Below are 18,456 nucleotides of genomic sequence, written 5' to 3'. Positions count from 1 at the left end.
GAACGTGACGATGACGACCCCGATCAGGCTCGGGATCGCGAACATCAGCCGCTTGCCGATCATGGTCAGCATGGCGCGCTCGCGCGCCGTGCGAATGGCGAATAGCGAATGGCGAATGGACGACCGTCGCTGCTCTCTTTCACTATTCGCTACTCCCTATTCGCTACTCGCCCGCTTACGCCTTCACCAGCGCGCGATAGTCGAGCCTGCGGTGGAACCAGTATTGATAGCCCGAGATATTCTTCTGCATCGCGACGTTGACGTAGGGCTGATACAGCGGAATGCGCGGTATGTCCTTGAAGGCGAGATCCACAAAACCTTTGACGTCGGCATCGTAGGTCGGCATGTCGCCGCTCGCCGCGGCGTTGCGGGCGCCGTCGATCAGCTTGTCCATCTCGGGCGACTTGTAGCTCATGGTATTGAAGACGGAATTGTTGCCGTGATAGCACCAGTAGAAGAAGTATTCGGGGTAATCGAGCCAGCCCGAGACTACGTTGGTGTAGAGCGGCATTTCCTTCTTGTTCAGTTCGGTGCGCCAGTTGGCGCCGGGGATCTTGTTGATCGTGGTCTTGATGCCGATCTGGCCGAGGCTTTCTTGCACCAGCACGCAGAGTGGCTCGTTGACGACGGCGAAACCGAGATCGAAGGAGATGGTGGTCTCAAAGCCGTTGGGATAGCCGGCCTCGGCAAGCAGCGCCTTCGCCTTGGCCATGTCGGTGTTGTATTTGGTCGGCTGCGGCCACGCCGCTTCGGTCGGCTTGTCGGCCGAGGCGCCGAACATCGGATTGGCGAGGCCGAACAACACGGCATCGACGATCTTCTGATAGGGCAGCGCATAGGCCACGGCCTGGCGCACCTTCGGATTGTCGAACGGTGCTTTGGTGACGTTCATGCCAATATACTGGATACCGTTGGAGAACGGCAGCGACACGACATCGAGCTTGCCGTTGGCCTTGATCTCCTGGAAATCCTTGTAGGGCAGTTCATACGACATGTCGGCGTCGCCGCGCTCGAGCAACGCGCGGCGGTTGCCGGCCTGCGGCACCATGCGCCAGATCACGCGCTTGATCTTCGGCAGCGGACCATTCACCCAGTCGTCATTGCGCTCCATGATCACTTCGGTGCCGGGGGTCCACTTGGTGACCTTGTAGGCGCCGCCCCCCGCAATGTTCTGCTTGGTATATTCGAGACCCCACGGATCCTTCTCGGTAGCGTTCTTCTTGATCAGTTCCGAATTCATGATGCACGGCACGATGACGGCGAGATCGGGGATCGTCAGCCGGTCCTTGGTCAGGAAGTCGACCCGCACCGTGTGGTCATCGACAACCACAAACTGTTCCGGCTTCTTCAGCGAGCCCGCGCTCATCTGGAAGGTCGGGAAGCCACCGACAGAGACCGCACGGTCGAGCGACCACTTGACGTCCTTGGCGGTGATCGGCGTGCCGTCGTGGAATTTGGCGTTCTTGCGCAGCTTGAACGTCGCCGATGTGTCGTTGACGCTGAATTCCTCGGCGAGTTCGCCCTTGATCTTGTCGCGGTCGTAATACGGCACGCCGCCCGGGCCGCTCTTCATCTCATGCGTAATCAGGCGGTCGTAGCAATTCCACGACACCTCGTAGCCCGGCACGTTGGTGCCGACGCCCATGATGTCGATGTTGTTCGGCCCACTCTCGGAGACGATCAGGAGCGTCTCGGAACGGGCATCAGCCTTCGCGGCCGACCAGATCGCCGGTGCGGGCACCATCACGCCGGCAGCCACGCCGGTAACGGTTTTCAGAAAGTCGCGACGCTTCATCACGGTGCTCCAGCTTCAGGGAATCGATCCGGAACCTGCTTCGCAAGGTTCGTGCCACTCGCACCGGGCTGGTTTGTTCAACAAAAACAAAGTGCAGCTGCCGCCACGCACAATGATGATTTTGTGCATTGCATACAAAAACGTAAATTTGCTTATTTATTGATCAGAACGCTGAGACGAAGGGTGCCGTCAAGCTGAGCAGACTAGATTCAACGTGGCGTGGAGCCGGATGCTGCGCTTGCCGGCGAACGCAGTAGCTTCCAACTCGGCGCCCTCGTGATCGCAGGTGCCGGCAAAGCCGATGCCGACCTCGTGGCCGCTGAACAGCGGATGTTCGCTACTGGCCGGGGTGTGCTCCTGGTTGAGGATCTCGCCCTTCCAGCGGCCATTGGCGGACGAATAGGAGCCGAGATAGTAGAAATACGCATCGCCGCCGAGGATGCGGCCGTCGTTGAGCAGCATCACGCCATTGAGGCCGCCGGCCAGACCGTCGAGCATCCGGAAGTGCACGGCGTACAGACCGTTGGCGATGCCGCCTTCGCCGATCACACCGGCCGGCGGCATGTCCTCGTCGCCCAGCGGCGTCATCAGCGAGCGGAACACGGCGCCGGGCAGCTGCGGCGAGGTGCCCTCAAAGCGATAGTTGCGGCCGTCGGCATGGCCGCAAACGTGGATCATCGCCACGTCCGCGCCCAGCAAAGAGGGATATTTGGGGTCCACCACATGGCGTCGGCTGGTCACCTCAAGGATGATCTCGCCATTGTCCTCGACATAGCTGCCGGTATGGGAAAACGCCGAATTGCCGCCCAGCAGCTTGCCGCCACGGACATGGGTCACGCTTCGGCCCGGGACGTCGTTGACTGAAAATGCGCTTTTAAAAAATCCGTCGAACAAGACAATAACTCCTGCCACCCTTCTACCTAAAGGGTATTGCGCGGCAGGTCACCGAAAATGTCCATATTGGATTTATGACAAGGCGGGCGCGCCTAGCCCGAGCCCAGATAGGCCGCGATCACTTCCGGATTGTTGGCGATCTCGTGCGCCGGGCCCTGCAGCTTGATGCGGCCGCTTTCCAGCACGTAAGCGTGGTCGGAGACCTCGAGCGCCGCCTGGGCGTTCTGCTCAACCAGCAGGATGGTGCGACCTTCGGTTTTCAGCGTACGGATGATCGCGAAGATTTCCTCGATGAACAAAGGCGCCAGACCCATCGACGGCTCGTCCATCAGCAGCAGCTTCGGATCGGCCATCAGGGCGCGGCCGATCGCCAGCATCTGCTGCTCGCCGCCGGACAACAGGCCTGCGAGTTGCGTCAGCCGTTCGCCGAGCCGCGGAAAGCGGTCCAGTACGCCGGCGCGGCGGCGCGCGATCTCGGCGGCGACGGGCACCAGATAGGCCCCCATCCGCAGGTTTTCCTCGATCGTCATGTTGGCGAAGATCTGACGGCCTTCCGGCACCTGGACGATCCCGGCGCGGGTGGTCTTGTAGGCCGCCTGCCCGGCCATCTCGACACCGTCAAACAGCACCGAGCCGCTGCGCGCCTTGAGCAGGCCGCTGAGGCCGCGCAGGGTCGTGGTCTTACCGGCGCCATTGGCGCCGATCAGCGACACCACCGCGCCCTCGGGGACGTCGAGATCGATGCCCTTGACGGCGTCGCTGCGGTTATAGCCCAGCGTCAGGCCGCGAACCTTGAGCACGCTCATGCCGCGCCTCCCTTCAGGCGCTCGGCGACCTTGGCGCCGAGATAGGCTTCGACCACGGCGGGGTTCTCGCGCACTTCGCGCGGACTGCCCTCGGCGATCTTGCGGCCGAAATTCAACACGGTGATGCGGTCGCACAGGCTCATGACGAAGTGCATGTCGTGCTCGACCAACAGCAACGTCAGGCCTTTCTGCTTCAGTCGCAGCAACAACTCGACCAACTGCTGCGTCTCTGTCGGGTTCATGCCGGCGGCTGGCTCGTCGAGCATCAGCACCTGGGGCTCGGATGCCACGGCGCGAGCGATTTCGAGCCGGCGCTGGTCGCCATAGGACAGGTCACCGGCACGGCGGTTCGCGGCGGCCGCGAGGCCGACGAATTCGATCAACTCGTCGGCGCGCTTGATCGCGGCCGTCTCTTCCTTGATGAAGCGGCCGAGGCGGGACAGGATTTCCGGCAGCGAAGCGTTCAGCCGGGAGTGCATCCCGGTCATGACGTTCTCGCGCACCGTCATGTCCTGGAACATGCGGATGTTCTGGAAGGTGCGCGACAGGCCGGCGCGGGTGCGCTGCCACGAAGAGCCTTCAAGCCGCGTCCCGGCCAGCGTGGCGCTGCCGGAGGTCGGCGGGATCAGGCCGGAGATCAGGTTGAAGCAGGTGGTCTTGCCGGCGCCGTTAGGGCCGATCAACCCATGCACGGTACCAGCCGCAACCGCAAAGCTGACATGGTCGACCGCGACCAGGCCGCGGAAGTTCACGGTGAGCTCGTTGATGTCCAGAACGTTGCTCATCGTCCCACCCGTCCGATGCGCCAGGTCAACAGGCCGCGCGGCATGTACAGCACCGCCACGACGATGATGAAGCCGTTCACCACCAGCTTGAAATCCTGCAGCGAGGTCAGAAACTCCGGCAGCAGCGTCAGGATCGCAGCCCCCAGCACCGGGCCGAACGGCGAACCGATGCCGCCAAGCAACGCGAAGCTGATGATCGTCACCGCGTGCTCGAAACTGTAGTCGTTCGGGCCGATGAAGCTGTTGGCGTGCGCGTTGAGCGCGCCTGCGAGGCCTGCGATCATCGCCGAGACAATCAGCGCACCGAGCTTGATCGCCGGCAGGTTGATGCCCATCACGCCAGCCGCGATTTCGTCCTCGCGAACGGCTTCCATCGCGCGGCCGAGCCTGGAACGGGCCACCATCACGAAGCCGAGCAGCACCACGGCGAGCGACCCGTAAATCAGCGTGACGGTGGTCTTGTTGGGAATGCCCGACAGGCCGAGCGCGCCGCCCGTATAGCTCGACGCATTGAGGAAGATGCGCAGGATCTCGACGATGGCGATGGTCGCCAGCGCCAGATAGACGCCAGTCAGGCGCAAGGTCGGGCCGCCGATCAACAGCGCGAGCAGCGCGGGCACGACCATCGCCGCCAGCAGCACCGCGGCGAACGGCCAGTCGAGGTGCAGCGTCAGCAGTGCCGAAACATAGGCACCAATGCCCATGAAGGCGGCCTGGCCGAGCGACAGCTGGCCCACCGCCAGCACGGCATACATCGACAGCGCCAACAGGCCGTTGATGCCGACGGCGAAGATCACCGCCTGGTACGAAAACATGAAGTTGTCGAGAAAAGCGGACATTGGATTTCCCGTCAGGCGCGCTTGACCGGCGCACGGCCGAACAGGCCGACCGGGCGGAACCAGAGCGTGGCGATCAACAGGATGAAGGCGACCGCATCCTTGAGCTCGGAGGAAATGAAGCCTGCGGTCAGCGCCTCGAGCACGCCGATCACCAGGCCCGCGATCAGCGCGCCCTTGATGTCGCCGAGGCCGCCGATGATGATGACGGCAAAGCCTTTCAGCATCATCGCCTCGCCCATATAGGGCTGGATCGCGTTGAAGTTCAGCCCGATCAGCACGCCGGCAGTGGCGCCGAGCGCGCCGGAGATGAAGGACACCAGCCGCACCACGGCGTCGGTGTTGACGCCCATCAGTTCCGCGGCCTCGGCATTTTCAGCCAGCGAGCGCATCGACAGGCCGAAGCGCGTGAAGCGCACCACGGCCAGCAGCACGGCGACGATCAGCACGGTGGTGACGACGATCAGGATCTGCGACAGGTTGATGCGCACGCTCCCGAACGTGATCGCGGCGTGGCTGATGATGGCCGGCGGCAGGCGGCGGATTTCTGTGCCGAAAATTCCCGTCATCGACGAATACAAAAGCAGCGTGCCGCCGAGAGTGACCATCAGCGACGAGAGTTCCGGCGCCTTCTTGCGGCGCAGCGGCGTCAGCAGGATGGTGTCCAGCACGATAGCGAGCAGCCCGGTCAGGATCGCGGCCGCGGGCAGCGCCAGCCAGATCGGCAGCGCCAGCATCTTGGCGCCGTACAGCGCCAGAAACGCGCCGGTGGTGAAATAGAATCCGTAAGTGAGATTGATAACGCCGAGCACGCCGAACATCAGCGTAAAGCCCAGCGCGAACAGCGCGTAGGTCGATCCCAGGACCAGCCCGTTGATGAGCTGCTGGGGAAGCTGCTGGAGAATTTGCGCTAACATAATCAGTGCCAGTCAAAGCGGCGACCGTCGCGTGAGCGCCGGCCGCCGGTTCGATTTTCTGTTACTTGAGGATCTGGAATTTTCCGTTCTTCATCTCGATCACCACGACGCCCGACGCATCGGCCGGATCGCGCTGGTCGGTGAAGGAGAACGGACCCATCACGCCGGAATACTTGGTGGCCTGCAGGGCCGCCTTGATCTTCTCGCTCTCCGGCGCGCCGGCGGTGTTGATGGCGTTAGCGACGATGTGCAGCGTGTCATAGGCCTGCGCTGCGAACTGGTCCGGATCGTCCTTGTACTTGGCGCGGTAGGCGGCGACGAACTTGGTGTTGGCTGCGTCATCCTTGGCGATGAACCACGGGCTGCCGACCATCGTGCCGTCGGCGGCTTCGCCGGCGATGTCGCCGAGCTTCGGCGAGTTGAAGCCGTTGCCGCCGATGAAGCGCACCTTCGGATCGATGCCGACGGCGCGCGCGCCGAGCAGGATGCCGGAGGCCGGCTCGACCAGTGCCGAAACCACGATGGCGTCGGGGTTCAGGCTCTTGATCTTGGTCAATTGCGCCGAGAAATCGCTGTCCTTGGAACCGAAGGTCTCGGTGGTCAGGATCTGGATGCCCATCTTGTCCAGCGACGCCTTGAACACGTCATAGCCGGATTTGCTGAACGCATCGTCGTTCGCATACATCACGGCAACCTTCTTGATGCCGAACTTCTCCTGCGCGCGCTTCAGGGTCACCGGAATGACGTCGCTCTCCGGCAGCGAGGTGCGGTACACGTAGGGACCGATCGCGGTGATGCCGGCGGCGGTGGTCGAGGTGCCGACGATCGGAACCTTCTGCGCATTGGCGACGGGACCGGCGGCGAACATTTCGTTCGACAGCGTCGGCCCGAGGATCACCGGCACCTTGGTGATGCCGATCAGCTTGCGCGCGCCGTTAACCGCCTGGTCCTTGTTGCCGGCGCTGTCTTCATACTGGATCACCAGCTTGCGGCCACCGAGCACGCCGGTCTTGTTGACCTCTTCCAGCGCCAGGTCGAAGCCGTTGCGGATCGCGAAGCCATAGCGGCTGTTCGGGCCGGTCAGGATTTCGATCGCGCCGATCGTGACATCCTGTGCCCGTGCCGGGGCAATCGAGGCGGAGGCCAGGCCGAGCGCAGACAGGGCCAAAGTGGCAAGAATTCTCGTATTCATGGTAATTTCCCGATCGAAAATGCGTTGCCGCCGTCTTTATCTGTCGCGGCACCGTCTTCCAACGGTTTTATTTCATACTGTGGGCAACCGCCGCGCATGGCTCCGGGAGAGCCGCGGCCACGTACCGCGTTACCGGAGTTTACGCGCGGTCCAGCGTCAGCGTCACATTGCAGATGTCGCGCTCATCAGGGTCGGATTTCACCGCAAAACCGAGTGCCCGGCACATTTCCAGCATGGTGGTGTTCTCCCGCAGCACCTCGCCGGATACCTGCGTCAGCCCCTCCGACTTCGCGTATTCGATGATCAACTGCATCAGCGCCCAGCCCAGCCCCCTGCCCTTGAGGTCCGAGCGGAGCAGCACGGCATATTCGCCGTTCTGGTACAGCGAGTCGGAATGCAGCCGGACCACGCCGACCATCTCGCCGGTCGCGGCGTCAAAGGCGACGAAGGCCATCGCGCGGGCGTAATCGAGTTGCGTCAGCCGCGCGATGAACTCATGGGTAAAGTGCTTCATCGGCGCGAAGAAGCGCAGCCGGCGGTCCTCGTCGGTGACGTGCTTGAGGAAGCCGTGAATGGTCGGCTCGTCTTCCGGGCGGATCGGCCGCATGAAGATGCGCCAGCCGTCCTTGAGGTCGACATGGCGTTGCCATTGCGAGGGATAGGGGCGCACGGCGAAATTGGCCGGACCCTTGCCGCTGAATTTTCTCGGCACTGCGCCCACCGCAATGCGGGCATCGAGCGCCAGCACGCCGTTTTCATCGGCCAGCAGCGGATTGATGTCGAGTTCGCGGATTTCCGGAATATCCGCCGCCATCTGCGCCAGCCGGACCAGAGCCAGCGACACCGCATCAGGCTGAACCGGCGGCACGTCGCGGTAACCGGCCAGCAGCCGCGACACGCGGGTGCGCCCGACCAGGTCGCGCGCCAGCGGCAAATCAAGCGGCGGCAGCGCCAGCGCCTTGTCGTTGATGATCTCGACCGCGGTGCCGCCGCGGCCGAACACCACCACCGTGCCGAAGGTAGGATCGTCGGCGAGACCAAGCAGCAATTCGCGGGCCTTCGGCCGCACCATCATCGGCTGCACAATGATGCCCGAAATCCGTGCCTGCGGATGCAGCCTGCTGGCGCGCGCGAGGATGTCGGTGGCAGCCAGGCGCACCGCCTCGACGTTGGTGAGGTTGAGCACGACGCCGCCGACGTCGGACTTGTGAACGATGTCACGCGAGAGGATTTTCAGCACCACCGTCGCGCCGCCGGCCAGGATCGTCGCGGCATGCTGCACGGCCTCTTCGACGTCCGCGGCGACAAAGGTCGCGATCATCGGAATCTGGTAGGCCTGTAGCAGCCGCCGGATTTCGACCGGGCTGAGCCAGCGCCGGTTTTCGCCAAGCGCATCCGCCACGATCGAGCGCGCAGCATCGATATCCGGCACGAAGGTTTCGGGCAGCGCCGGGGGCACCTGCGCCAGCGTCTCGACCACCTCGCGGTGCTGCACCAGATGCATGAAACTACGCACCGCGTCGCCGCCGGTCGGATAGTTCGGCAGGCCCGCGGCGCTGAGCACCGCAAGAATCCTCGGGGCGGCGCCGACCCACACCGCCAGCACCGGCTTGGCAAAGCCGCGATGCGACTCAACGTACTGCTTGACCAGCCGCGTCACGGCGCCGGCGATATCATCCGCCGAAGCAATCGCGGTCTCGACATTCATCACCAGGATAGCGTCGTTGCCGGGATCGGCCAGCAAGATTTCCAGCGCCGCGACGTAACGCTCGGCGTTGGCGTCGCCGACGATGTTGACCGGACCTGAGCCGGACCAGGCGCGCGGCACCACCGACTCCAGCTGTTGATGCGCGGCCGGCGACATCACCGCCGGAATGCCGCCGAGCTGGTTGAGCCGGTCGATGGCCAGAACGCCGATGCCGTCGCCATTGGTGAGCACGGCAAGGCGCTTGCCGGCCGGCGACGTGATGCGGCCGAGCGTCTCGGCGCAGTCGAACAATTCGCGCAGGTCGGACACCCGCAGCACGCCGGCGCGGCGGAAGGCGGCTTCATACACCGCATCGGAACCGGCCAGCGCGCCGGTGTGCGTCGCAGCCTCAGCCGCGCCCTGCAGCAGGCGTCCGGACTTGACGACCATCACTGGCTTGATGCGCGCCGCGGCGCGGGCCGCCGACATGAATTTGCGGGCGTCCTTGATGGATTCCACATAGAGCAGGATAGCGCGCGTCTTGCTGTCGAGCGCGAAGTAATCGAGCAGATCGGCGATATCAACATCGAGCTGGTCGGCGATCGAGACGATGCCGGAGAAGCCGACCGAACGCTGTGCCGCCCAGCCGACCATGCCGGCAGCGATCGCGCCGGATTGCGAGATCAGCGCCAGGTTACCCGGCCGGGGCATATGCGCGGCGAAGCTGGCATTGAGTCGGGCGTTCGGCATCATCACACCGATGCTTTGCGGACCGATCAGCCGCATGCCGTGACGGCGGGCGGCGACTTCGGCGGCTTGCGCCAGCGAGCCTTCGCCTTCGCCGAGCCCCGCGGAGATCATCAGCACACCGGGCACGCCGAGGCGGCCCGCCTCCTCGATGAGGCCCGGAATCGCTGCTACCGGCGCGGTGATCACGATCAGGTCCGGCACGAAAGAAAGGTCTGCGAGGCGACGGACGGTGGCGATGCCGGCAATTTCACGGTGATGCGGATTGACGATGCCGAACTCGCCGCCGAACTTCGCATCAAGGATGTTCCGAAGTACCACTCTGCCCACCGAGCCCGGCCGCGGGCTGCCGCCGATCAGCGCAACCGAACGCGGTGCGAGCAGGTTGCTCAGGCGATAGATAGACATCCGGCAAGGCCTCAATTGTTCGACATTCCGCGTCACGGCATCCCGCGCGAGGTTCTCGCGCCGGCCGGTGACGCACGTTATAGCCCGGTTGTGCCTATTGATCTGCCTCAATTACGGGATTCAATGCCATGCAAGATTGCAACGCAAGGCATCGTCATCTCAACGTCATCCCCAAAGCGGAACAGTGATTGCCACGGACGACATCGCGGCGCGAAGCAGCTCCGCCCAACTATACATTATGGATGTCAGCGGCCGAAGCGTGTTTCGGTCCGCGGTGAAAGGCTCACCATGCTCGATGCTTCACCCACCTGTTCTTCCCTAACCGATGATGAACTCAACCTGATCGACCGCTACTGGCGCGCGGCTAACTATCTGTCGGTCGGGCAGATCTATCTGCTCGACAATGCGCTGTTGCGCCAGCCGCTGCTGCGCGAGCACGTCAAACCGCGGCTGCTCGGCCATTGGGGCACCACGCCCGGCCTCAATTTCGTCTACGCGCATCTCAACCGTGCGATCCGCGCCGACGATCTCAACGTACTTTATGTCTGCGGCCCCGGACATGGCGGCCCGGGCATGGTGGCCAACACCTATCTCGAAGGCAGCTATAGCGAGATCTATCCCGACATCAGCCGCGATGCCGGCGGCGTTCAGAAACTGTTCCGGCAATTTTCGTTTCCCGGCGGCATTCCCAGCCATGCCGCGCCGGAAACGCCGGGGTCGATCAGCGAGGGCGGCGAGCTCGGCTATGCGCTGGTTCACGCCTATGGCGCGGCGTTCGACAATCCCGACCTTATCGTCGCCTGCGTGATCGGCGACGGCGAGGCCGAGACGGGCGCGCTGGCCGCATCATGGCATTCCAACAAGTTTCTCAATCCCGTCCATGACGGCGCGGTGCTGCCGATTCTGCACCTCAACGGCTACAAGATCGCCAATCCTACTGTGCTTGCCCGCATGGCCGACGAGGAGTTGCAAAAACTGTTCGAGGGCTACGGCCACGAGCCGCTGTTCGTCGAGGGCAGCGACCCCGCCACGATGCACCAGCTGATGGCCGATACGATGCAGACCGCCTTTGCGCGAATCCGCGACATCCACAAGGCGGCCCGCGAGGGCGGCAACACCGCAAGGCCGAAGTGGCCGATGATCGTGCTGCGCAGCCCGAAAGGTTGGACCGGGCCGAAGGAAGTGGATGGCCTCAAGGTCGAGGGATTCTGGCGTTCGCATCAGGTGCCGATCAGCGATCCGCGCGGCAATCCCGAGCATCTCCGGCTGCTGGAAGAATGGCTGCGCAGTTACCGGCCGGACGACCTGTTCGACGAAGCCGGCCAACTGAAGCCGGAATTGCAGGCGCTGGCGCCGGAAGGCAACCGCCGCATGGGCGCCAACCCGCATGCCAATGGCGGTCTGCTGAAGCGCGAATTGACGTTGCCGAATTATCGCGACTACGCCATCGACGTGCCCCGGCCGGGCGCGGTGCTCGGCGAAGCTACCCGCGAGATGGGCAAATTCCTGCGCGACGTCATCACGCTGAACGCAGAGCAGCGCAACTTCCGCATCATGGGCCCGGACGAGACCGCTTCGAACCGGCTCGATGCGGTGTTCGAAGTCACCGAGCGGCAGTGGATGGAGGGCATTGAGCCCTACGACGTGCATCTGGCGCAGGATGGCCGCGTGATGGAAGTGCTCAGCGAGCATCTCTGCCAGGGCTGGCTCGAAGGCTATCTGCTGACCGGGCGCCACGGCCTTTTCTCCTGCTACGAGGCCTTCGTCCACATCGTCGATTCGATGTTCAACCAGCACGCCAAATGGCTGAAGGTGTCGCGCGGCCTGCCGTGGCGACGGCCGATCGCCTCGTTCAATTATCTGCTCACTTCGCATGTCTGGCGCCAGGACCATAACGGCTTCAGCCATCAGGACCCCGGCTTCGTCGATCTGGTCGCCAACAAGAAGGCCGACATCGTCCGCGTGTATTTTCCGCCGGACGCCAACACGCTGCTGTGGATCACAGACCACGTGCTGCGCACCTATGACCGCATCAACGTCATCGTCGCCGGCAAACAGCCGGCGCCGCAATGGCTGGCGATGGATCAGGCAGCCGTCCATTGCGACGCCGGCATCGGCATCTGGCCGTGGGCCGGCACCGAGCATGTCGCCAACGAGCCCGACGTGGTGATGGCATGTTGCGGCGACGTGCCGACGCTGGAAACACTGGCCGCGGTAGATTTGCTGCGAAAGGTTATCCGGACCTGAATATCCGCGTCATCAACGTCGTCGATCTGATGACGCTGCAGCCCGACACGGAACATCCGCACGGGCTCGGCGACCGTGAGTTCGACGACATGTTCACCCGCGACAAGCCGGTGATCTTCGCGTTTCATGGCTACCCGCATCTCATCCACCGCCTCACCTACAACCGTGCCAACCATGCCCGCATGCATGTGCACGGCTTCGAGGAAGAAGGCACCACGACGACACCGTTCGACATGGTGGTGCTGAATCGTCTCGATCGCTTCCACCTGGCCATCGACGTCATCGAACGCGTTCCCGGCCTCGGCGTCGCCGCGGCTGCGGTCAAACAACAGTTCCGCGACAAATTGCTCGAACACACGCGCTATGTGCGCGAGCACGGCGAGGACATGCCGGAAATCAGCGACTGGAGCTGGCCCTACGGCACAGCGGCGAAAGCGGGAGACTGACCTCGCATGTCCGATGCCATCCTGATTCTGAACGCCGGATCGAGCACCATCAAGTTCGGGCTGTTCGACATCGCGTCGGACGGCCCGCAATTGTTGTGCAAGGGACTGCTCGACGAACACGACGCCGAGCCGCGGCTGACCATCAAGGACGGCAAGGGCGAAGTGCTGTTCGACAAGCAACAGCCCGACCGCGCCGACGAGGCCGGGTTGCTCGACGACATCCTGACCTGGGTCGATGGCTATCTGGCGTGCGACGATCTGGTGGCGATCGGCCATCGCATCGTGCATGGCGGCCAGGACTTTGTTGCCCCGGTACTGATCGACGGCGATGTGCTGCACGCGCTGCAGGCGCTCACGCCACTGGCGCCATTGCACCAGCTGCGCAGCCTGCAGCCAATCAAGCCGCTGCTGTCGCTGCGGCCGGAACTGCCGCAGATTGCCTGTTTCGACACCGCTTTTCACCACGACCTCGGACCGCGGGCGCGCCGCTTTGCGATTCCGCGCCGGTTCGACGAACTCGGCATCCGCCGCTACGGATTCCACGGCCTGTCCTATCAGTTCATCGCCCATCGCCTCGCCGAACTCTCACCGGCGCTGGCCGCCGGGCGTACGGTGGTCGCGCATCTCGGCAGCGGGTCCAGCCTGTGCGCCATGCAGGGCGGCATCAGCATCGACACCACGATGGGCCTCACCGCGCTCGATGGGCTGATGATGGGCACGCGCTGCGGCGCGATCGACCCCGGCGTACTGCTGTATCTGCAACAGGTCCACGGCATGTCGGCGTCCGAACTCGAACGGATGCTGTATAGTGAGTCCGGCCTGCTCGGCGTGTCCGGCCTCTCGGCCGATATGCGCGTGCTGGCCGGAAGCGCAGAGCCGCACGCGATCGAAGCGGTGGAACTGTATGTCGAGCGCGCAGCCAAGGAAATCGCGGCGATGGCCGTCAGCCTCGGCGGACTGGACTGTCTTGTTTTCACCGCAGGCATCGGCGAGCACAGCCCGGAAATTCGCCGGGGCATCTGCGCCCGGCTCGGATTTCTCGGCGTCAAGCTGGACGCCGCCGCCAATGATGCCAACGCCGCGGACATCGCCGCCCCCGGCAGCAAGATCGAGCTTCACATCATTCCGACCAGCGAAGAGACGACGATCGCGCGCGATTGCGTGGGCTTGCTGGCCAACCGCTAGCCTCTTTCACGGCCCATCAATGCCCGGCTACGCCGGCTTCATCACCTGCATGCTCTTGGCCAGAATTTCAGCGAAGGTCGCCGCCGCCACCGACAGGCCGCGGCCGCGAAGCTGGCACAGCACCAGATCGGCGGTCGGCACATCGCGGGTATCGACCGGGCGGCCGACCAGACCGGTGCCGAGATCGCCCGACGGCGCGCCGATCTCGATCTGGAACGAGATCATGTTGCAGCGGAAGACGAGACCGCGCAGCATCTCGAAGGAATTCGATTCCGCCTGCATGTTGAGCCGCATTTCGCGCCGCGCGGTGACCTCGTCGAGGATCTGCCGGCCGCTCAGCGTGCGGTCCGGCAGCGCGGCGGGGTATTCGGCGCAATCCGACAGCCGCACCGTCTTCTTGCCAGCCAGCGGATGGTCAGCGCGCACCACCACCGCGAGACGCTGCGGTACGGTGGCCATCACGCGCACCGACGGCCACATCGTCGGGCGGTACACCAGCGCCAGATCGACCTCATAGGCGGCGAGCGCCACCAGCGCACGGTCGTGGTCCATCACCTTGAGATCGAACACCACCTTCGGATGCTGTTTCTGGAACGCAGCGACCTGCGACGCCAGGAAATCGAACGCCAGAGCCTGGCTGCAGGCGATCTGGATCGGCCCGCGCCGCAACCCGCGCAGATCTTCAACCTGCGATTTCATTCGCTCGGCATCGGCAATCTGGCTGCGCGCATAGCGTACGAACATCTCACCCGCGGTGGTCAGCTTGACGCCGCGCGGCCGGCGCTCGAACAAGGGCGTGCCGACCTCGGCCTCGAGGTCCTGGATGCGCCGGTTCATCGCCGACGGCGTCAGATTGAGATGCTCCGCCGCCTTGCGGATCGAGCCCATGCGGGCGACCTCGACGACATGGGTCAGCAGCTTGAGATGTCGCATCCAACCTCCAGTGAAGCCTTTTTTGCACCGCTCATGGAGAAAGATAGCAGCAGATAAGCTCACTCGGATAGCGTTAAGTTTGGTCTTGGCGTTCGGGACGGCAGGCAGAGCCGGGACGGCTGGATACGGGTCGCACTCTTCAACAGGAAGACACCGATGATCGGACACCATACGTTTCGTGGAATGCAGGCGCTTGCGCTGGCGCTGGCGGTCTCCGCCGGCTCGGTCGCGACGGCCCATGCCCAGACCAGGATCAAGCTGATCCTGAACTGGAAGTATGAAGGCCCGCAGGGCATGTTCTTCCTCGCGGATGACCGCGGTTACTTCAAGCAGGAAGGCCTCGACGTCACCTTCGATCAAGGCAACGGCTCCGGCGCCGCCGTGCCGCAGGTCGCCAACGGCGCCTACGACATGGGCTTCGGCGACGTCAACGCGCTGATCGAATACACCGCCAAGAAGCCGGAAAACGCACCGGTCGGCGTGTACTCGCTGTACAACCGCCCGCCCTTCGCCATCGCGGTGAAAGCCGACGGTCCGATCAAGACGCCAGCCGATTTCCCCGGCCGCAAGCTCGGCGGCCCCGCCAATGACGGCGCGCTGAAGCTGTTCCCGGCGCTGTGCACGATCGCCAAGATCGACTGCGCCAAGGTCGAGATGAGCAACATGCAACCCAACCTGCGCGAGCAGATGTTGATGCAGGGCCAGGTCGATGGCGTGTTCGGCTATGTCACCACGCTGCGCTTCGCCGCCAAGGGCATCGGCATCGATCCCGACACGCAGCTGCGCCTGATCCGGTTCGGCGATTACGGCATGGACCTGTACTCGAACTCGATCATCGTCTCCTCCAAATTCATCAAGGAGCACCCGGAAGCGGTGAAGGGCTTCCTGAAGGCGCTGACCAAGGGCGTGAAGGATGCGATGGCCGATCCCAACGCCGCCGTGGCCGCCGTCGCCAAGCGCGAGCCGTTGATCAAGCCCGACCTCGAACTGGCCAAGCTGCAGGCGACGATGGCCGACGACATGAGCCATCCCGAAGTGGCGACCATCGGGCTTGGCGACATCGACGAAGCCCGGATGGCGAAGTCGATCGAGATCCTGGTGCAGGCCAAGGAACTACCGCGCGCGCCGGCCGTGAAGGAAATCTTCGACCGCAGCTTCATGCCGCCGCTGGCCGACCGGCCAACCGCAATCAAGGCGGCGATGTAACGACCACGCCGGTCCCCTCATGGTGAGGAGGCGCTTCAGCGCCGTCTCGAACCATGAGGGAGTGTGGCGCCCATCCTTCGAGACGCGGCCAAGCGGCCGCACCTCAGGATGAGGACTGAGTTCGACTGAAAAGGAACAATCATGAAGCTATCATTGGAAAACCGCGTCGTGATGATCACCGGCCCGGCGAAGGGCATGGGCGCCTCGATCACCCACGCTTTTGCCGCCGAGGGCTGCAGACTGGCATTGCTCGGCCGCGACATCGCGGCGATCCAGCCGGTCGCCGATGAGGTCATTGCTGCGGGCGGCGAGGCCATCGTGATCGCCTGCGACCTCACCCAGTCCAGCCAGTGCGAAGCCGCGGCCGCGGCGACCAAGGCGGCGTTCGGCGGGCGCATCGATATTCTTGTCAACGTCGCGGGCGGCTCAGGTCCGATCGGCAAGACCGGCGTGCAGACCACGCCGGAGGAATTCGACGAGATCGTCACGCTCAACATGAACGGCTGCTTCCACACCATGCGCGCAGCGCTGCCGACCATGATCGAGCAACGCTACGGTAAGGTCGTCAATGTCGGCGGCACCTTTGGCATGCGCGGCCGCGCCGGCCGCGTCGCCTACTCCGCCTCGAAATGGGGCCTGCGCGGTATCACCAAGAGCTTTGCGCTCGAAGTCGGCCAGCACAACATCAACGTCAATTGCGTCGCACCCGGCATGGTCGATGGCCCGCGCTTCCGCGACAAGGTATGCCGCGACATGGCGCTGAAGCTCGGCATTTCCGAAGAGGAAGCCGCCGAACGCCACGCCGCCGACTACGCCTTGAAGCGCGTCACCGTCGATGCCGATGTTGCCAATGCCTGCCTGTTCCTCGCCAGCGACGTGTCGCGCCAGGTCACCGGCGTTGACCTGCCGGTCGATGGCGGCTGGGCGATGCTGTGAGCATGAACATGGCAGAAACCGTAGACCTCGTGATCCATGGCGGCACCATCGTGTCGCCCGATGCTTCGTACAGGGCCAGTATCGCCATCAAGGACGGCTTGATCCACGCCATCGGCGCGGCGGACGCGATGCCGCCGGCGAAAGAAACGCTGGACGCCACCGGGCTGCACATCCTGCCCGGCGCGATCGATGTCCATGTGCATTTCAGGGATCCCGGCTATCCGCAGAAGGAAGACTTTGCCAGCGGCACCGCTGCGGCGGCCTTCGGCGGCGTCACCTGCGTATTCGACATGCCCAATACGCTGCCGACGATCAATAATGCGGAGTCGCTCGCCGACAAGCACAAGATCGCCAGCGCAAAAGCCTATGTCGATTACGGCCTCTACGCCGTGCTCGGCGACGACAGCATCGCGCATGTGCCTGCGCTGATTGAGGGAGGCGTGATCGGCTTCAAGCTCTATATGGGCAATACCTTTGGCCGCATCCCCTCGCCCTCCACCGGCGCGATGTTGGAGGCTTTCGAGGTGGTGGCGCCGACCGGCAAGCGCATCTCGCTGCATGCCGAGACCAATTCGATCATGGAGCGCCGCGAGGCACGTTTGCGCGCCGCCGGTCGCACCGAGCCGATTGCGCATCTCGCCGCGCGTCCCGCCGTGGTGGCAGTGGAAGCGGTTGAGCGAGCAGCAACGCTTGCCGAATGGACCGGCGCGCGTATCCATGTGCTGCATATTTCATCGGCCGCCGAATTGCGCCCGCTGGCGGAAGCCAAGGCGCGCGGTGTCGAGATCACCGGCGAGACCTGCCCGCAATATCTGCTGCTCGACGAGACCGATTACGATAAATTCGGCGGCGTCGTTCGCGTCAATCCGCCGGTCCGCGAGAAGCCCAACCAGCAGCCGATCTGGGACGCGCTGGTGGACGGCACAATCGACATGATCGCCACCGACCACGCCCCCCACGCGCCGGAAGAAAAGACCCGGCCGGACATCTGGACCGTCGATTGCGGTTTTCCCGGCGTCGAGACGCAGATGCCCCTGATGCTGACCGAGATCAACAAGGGCCGCGCCACGATCCAGGACTATGTGCGCTGGAGCGCGGACGCTCCGGCCAAGATCTGGGGCCTGTACCCGCGCAAGGGCACGCTGACCGTCGGCTCTGATGCCGACATCGCCATCGTCGACCTCAACCGGGAATGGACGGTCGACGACGCGCTGATCCAATCGACATCGAGAATCTCGCCCTGGCACGGCCGCAAAGCCACAGCGCTGCCGATTCATACGATCGTGCGCGGCCGTTTCGTGATGAAGGACCGAATCTTGCAGGAGGATGCCCGCGGCACTGGCCGCTCGGTGCATGCGATCCAGCAGATGCCGAAACCTGCGCCGCGCAACACCGACTCAACGATGCAGGCGATCACCTCGAATACGGGAAGATAG

Annotated in this window: 13 protein-coding genes and 1 pseudogene; 5 read left to right on the top strand and 9 right to left on the bottom strand. The window is 63.9% G+C overall.

Annotated elements, in window-relative coordinates; all coding sequences use genetic code 11:
- Positions 1–175 precede the first annotated feature (175 nt).
- From JWQ24_RS11835 to JWQ24_RS11800, 8 genes are all read right to left on the bottom strand, one after another.
- Positions 176–1,795, bottom strand: a complete 1,620-nt coding sequence (locus JWQ24_RS11835) for an ABC transporter substrate-binding protein (RefSeq protein WP_299807852.1) — start codon at positions 1,793–1,795, stop codon at positions 176–178.
- Positions 1,796–1,984: 189 nt separating this feature from the next.
- Positions 1,985–2,689 (bottom strand): GrlR family regulatory protein, encoded by a 705-nt coding sequence (locus JWQ24_RS11830; RefSeq protein ID WP_299807850.1) that lies wholly within the window; start codon positions 2,687–2,689, stop codon positions 1,985–1,987.
- Between the two features lie 92 nt (positions 2,690–2,781).
- A complete protein-coding gene (locus tag JWQ24_RS11825; protein ID WP_299807848.1) occupies positions 2,782–3,495 on the bottom strand; it encodes an ABC transporter ATP-binding protein in 714 nt (237 codons plus the stop codon).
- Positions 3,492–4,280 (bottom strand): ABC transporter ATP-binding protein, encoded by a 789-nt coding sequence (locus JWQ24_RS11820; RefSeq protein ID WP_299807846.1) that lies wholly within the window; start codon positions 4,278–4,280, stop codon positions 3,492–3,494. The genes JWQ24_RS11825 and JWQ24_RS11820 overlap by 4 nt, the downstream gene beginning before the upstream one ends.
- Positions 4,277–5,119: a branched-chain amino acid ABC transporter permease gene (locus JWQ24_RS11815; protein ID WP_299807844.1), complete on the bottom strand. Its 843-nt coding sequence runs from the start codon at positions 5,117–5,119 to the stop codon at positions 4,277–4,279. Before JWQ24_RS11815 ends, JWQ24_RS11820 begins: the two co-directional genes overlap by 4 nt.
- Before the next feature lie 11 nt (positions 5,120–5,130).
- Positions 5,131–6,033: a branched-chain amino acid ABC transporter permease gene (locus JWQ24_RS11810; protein WP_299807842.1), complete on the bottom strand. Its 903-nt coding sequence runs from the start codon at positions 6,031–6,033 to the stop codon at positions 5,131–5,133.
- Positions 6,034–6,094: 61 nt separating this feature from the next.
- Positions 6,095–7,225 (bottom strand): ABC transporter substrate-binding protein, encoded by a 1,131-nt coding sequence (locus tag JWQ24_RS11805; RefSeq protein WP_299807840.1) that lies wholly within the window; start codon positions 7,223–7,225, stop codon positions 6,095–6,097.
- Positions 7,226–7,364: 139 nt separating this feature from the next.
- Positions 7,365–10,067 carry a bifunctional acetate--CoA ligase family protein/GNAT family N-acetyltransferase gene (locus tag JWQ24_RS11800; RefSeq protein ID WP_299807839.1) on the bottom strand — a complete coding sequence of 901 codons (2,703 nt, stop codon included), beginning with the start codon at positions 10,065–10,067 and terminating at the stop codon, positions 7,365–7,367.
- Positions 10,068–10,355: 288 nt separating this feature from the next.
- Between JWQ24_RS11800 and JWQ24_RS11795 the strand changes: the two are divergent.
- Both JWQ24_RS11795 and JWQ24_RS11790 read left to right on the top strand, forming a co-directional pair.
- A pseudogene (locus JWQ24_RS11795) lies at positions 10,356–12,760 on the top strand (phosphoketolase family protein).
- Positions 12,761–12,766: 6 nt separating this feature from the next.
- Positions 12,767–13,945, top strand: coding sequence for an acetate/propionate family kinase (locus JWQ24_RS11790; RefSeq protein ID WP_299807838.1), 1,179 nt, complete (start codon positions 12,767–12,769; stop codon positions 13,943–13,945).
- Between the two features lie 27 nt (positions 13,946–13,972).
- On the opposite strand, the gene JWQ24_RS11785 is transcribed toward JWQ24_RS11790, so the two are convergent.
- Positions 13,973–14,878 (bottom strand): LysR family transcriptional regulator, encoded by a 906-nt coding sequence (locus JWQ24_RS11785; RefSeq protein WP_299807837.1) that lies wholly within the window; start codon positions 14,876–14,878, stop codon positions 13,973–13,975.
- A gap of 156 nt (positions 14,879–15,034) precedes the next feature.
- Between JWQ24_RS11785 and JWQ24_RS11780 the strand changes: the two genes are divergently transcribed.
- The 3 genes from JWQ24_RS11780 (at position 15,035) to JWQ24_RS11770 (ending at position 18,456) form a co-directional block, all read left to right on the top strand.
- Positions 15,035–16,084: an ABC transporter substrate-binding protein gene (locus JWQ24_RS11780; protein ID WP_299807836.1), complete on the top strand. Its 1,050-nt coding sequence runs from the start codon at positions 15,035–15,037 to the stop codon at positions 16,082–16,084.
- A 141-nt stretch (positions 16,085–16,225) separates the two neighbouring features.
- A complete protein-coding gene (locus JWQ24_RS11775) occupies positions 16,226–17,020 on the top strand; it encodes an SDR family NAD(P)-dependent oxidoreductase (RefSeq protein ID WP_299807835.1) in 795 nt (264 codons plus the stop codon).
- Between the two features lie 8 nt (positions 17,021–17,028).
- Positions 17,029–18,456, top strand: a complete 1,428-nt coding sequence (locus JWQ24_RS11770; RefSeq protein ID WP_299807834.1) for a dihydroorotase family protein — start codon at positions 17,029–17,031, stop codon at positions 18,454–18,456.

Origin of the sequence: Tardiphaga sp. (genome assembly GCF_028290495.1) — a bacterium.
Lineage (GTDB): Bacteria > Pseudomonadota > Alphaproteobacteria > Rhizobiales > Xanthobacteraceae > Tardiphaga.
This window is presented reverse-complemented; position numbering and strand designations above follow the sequence as displayed.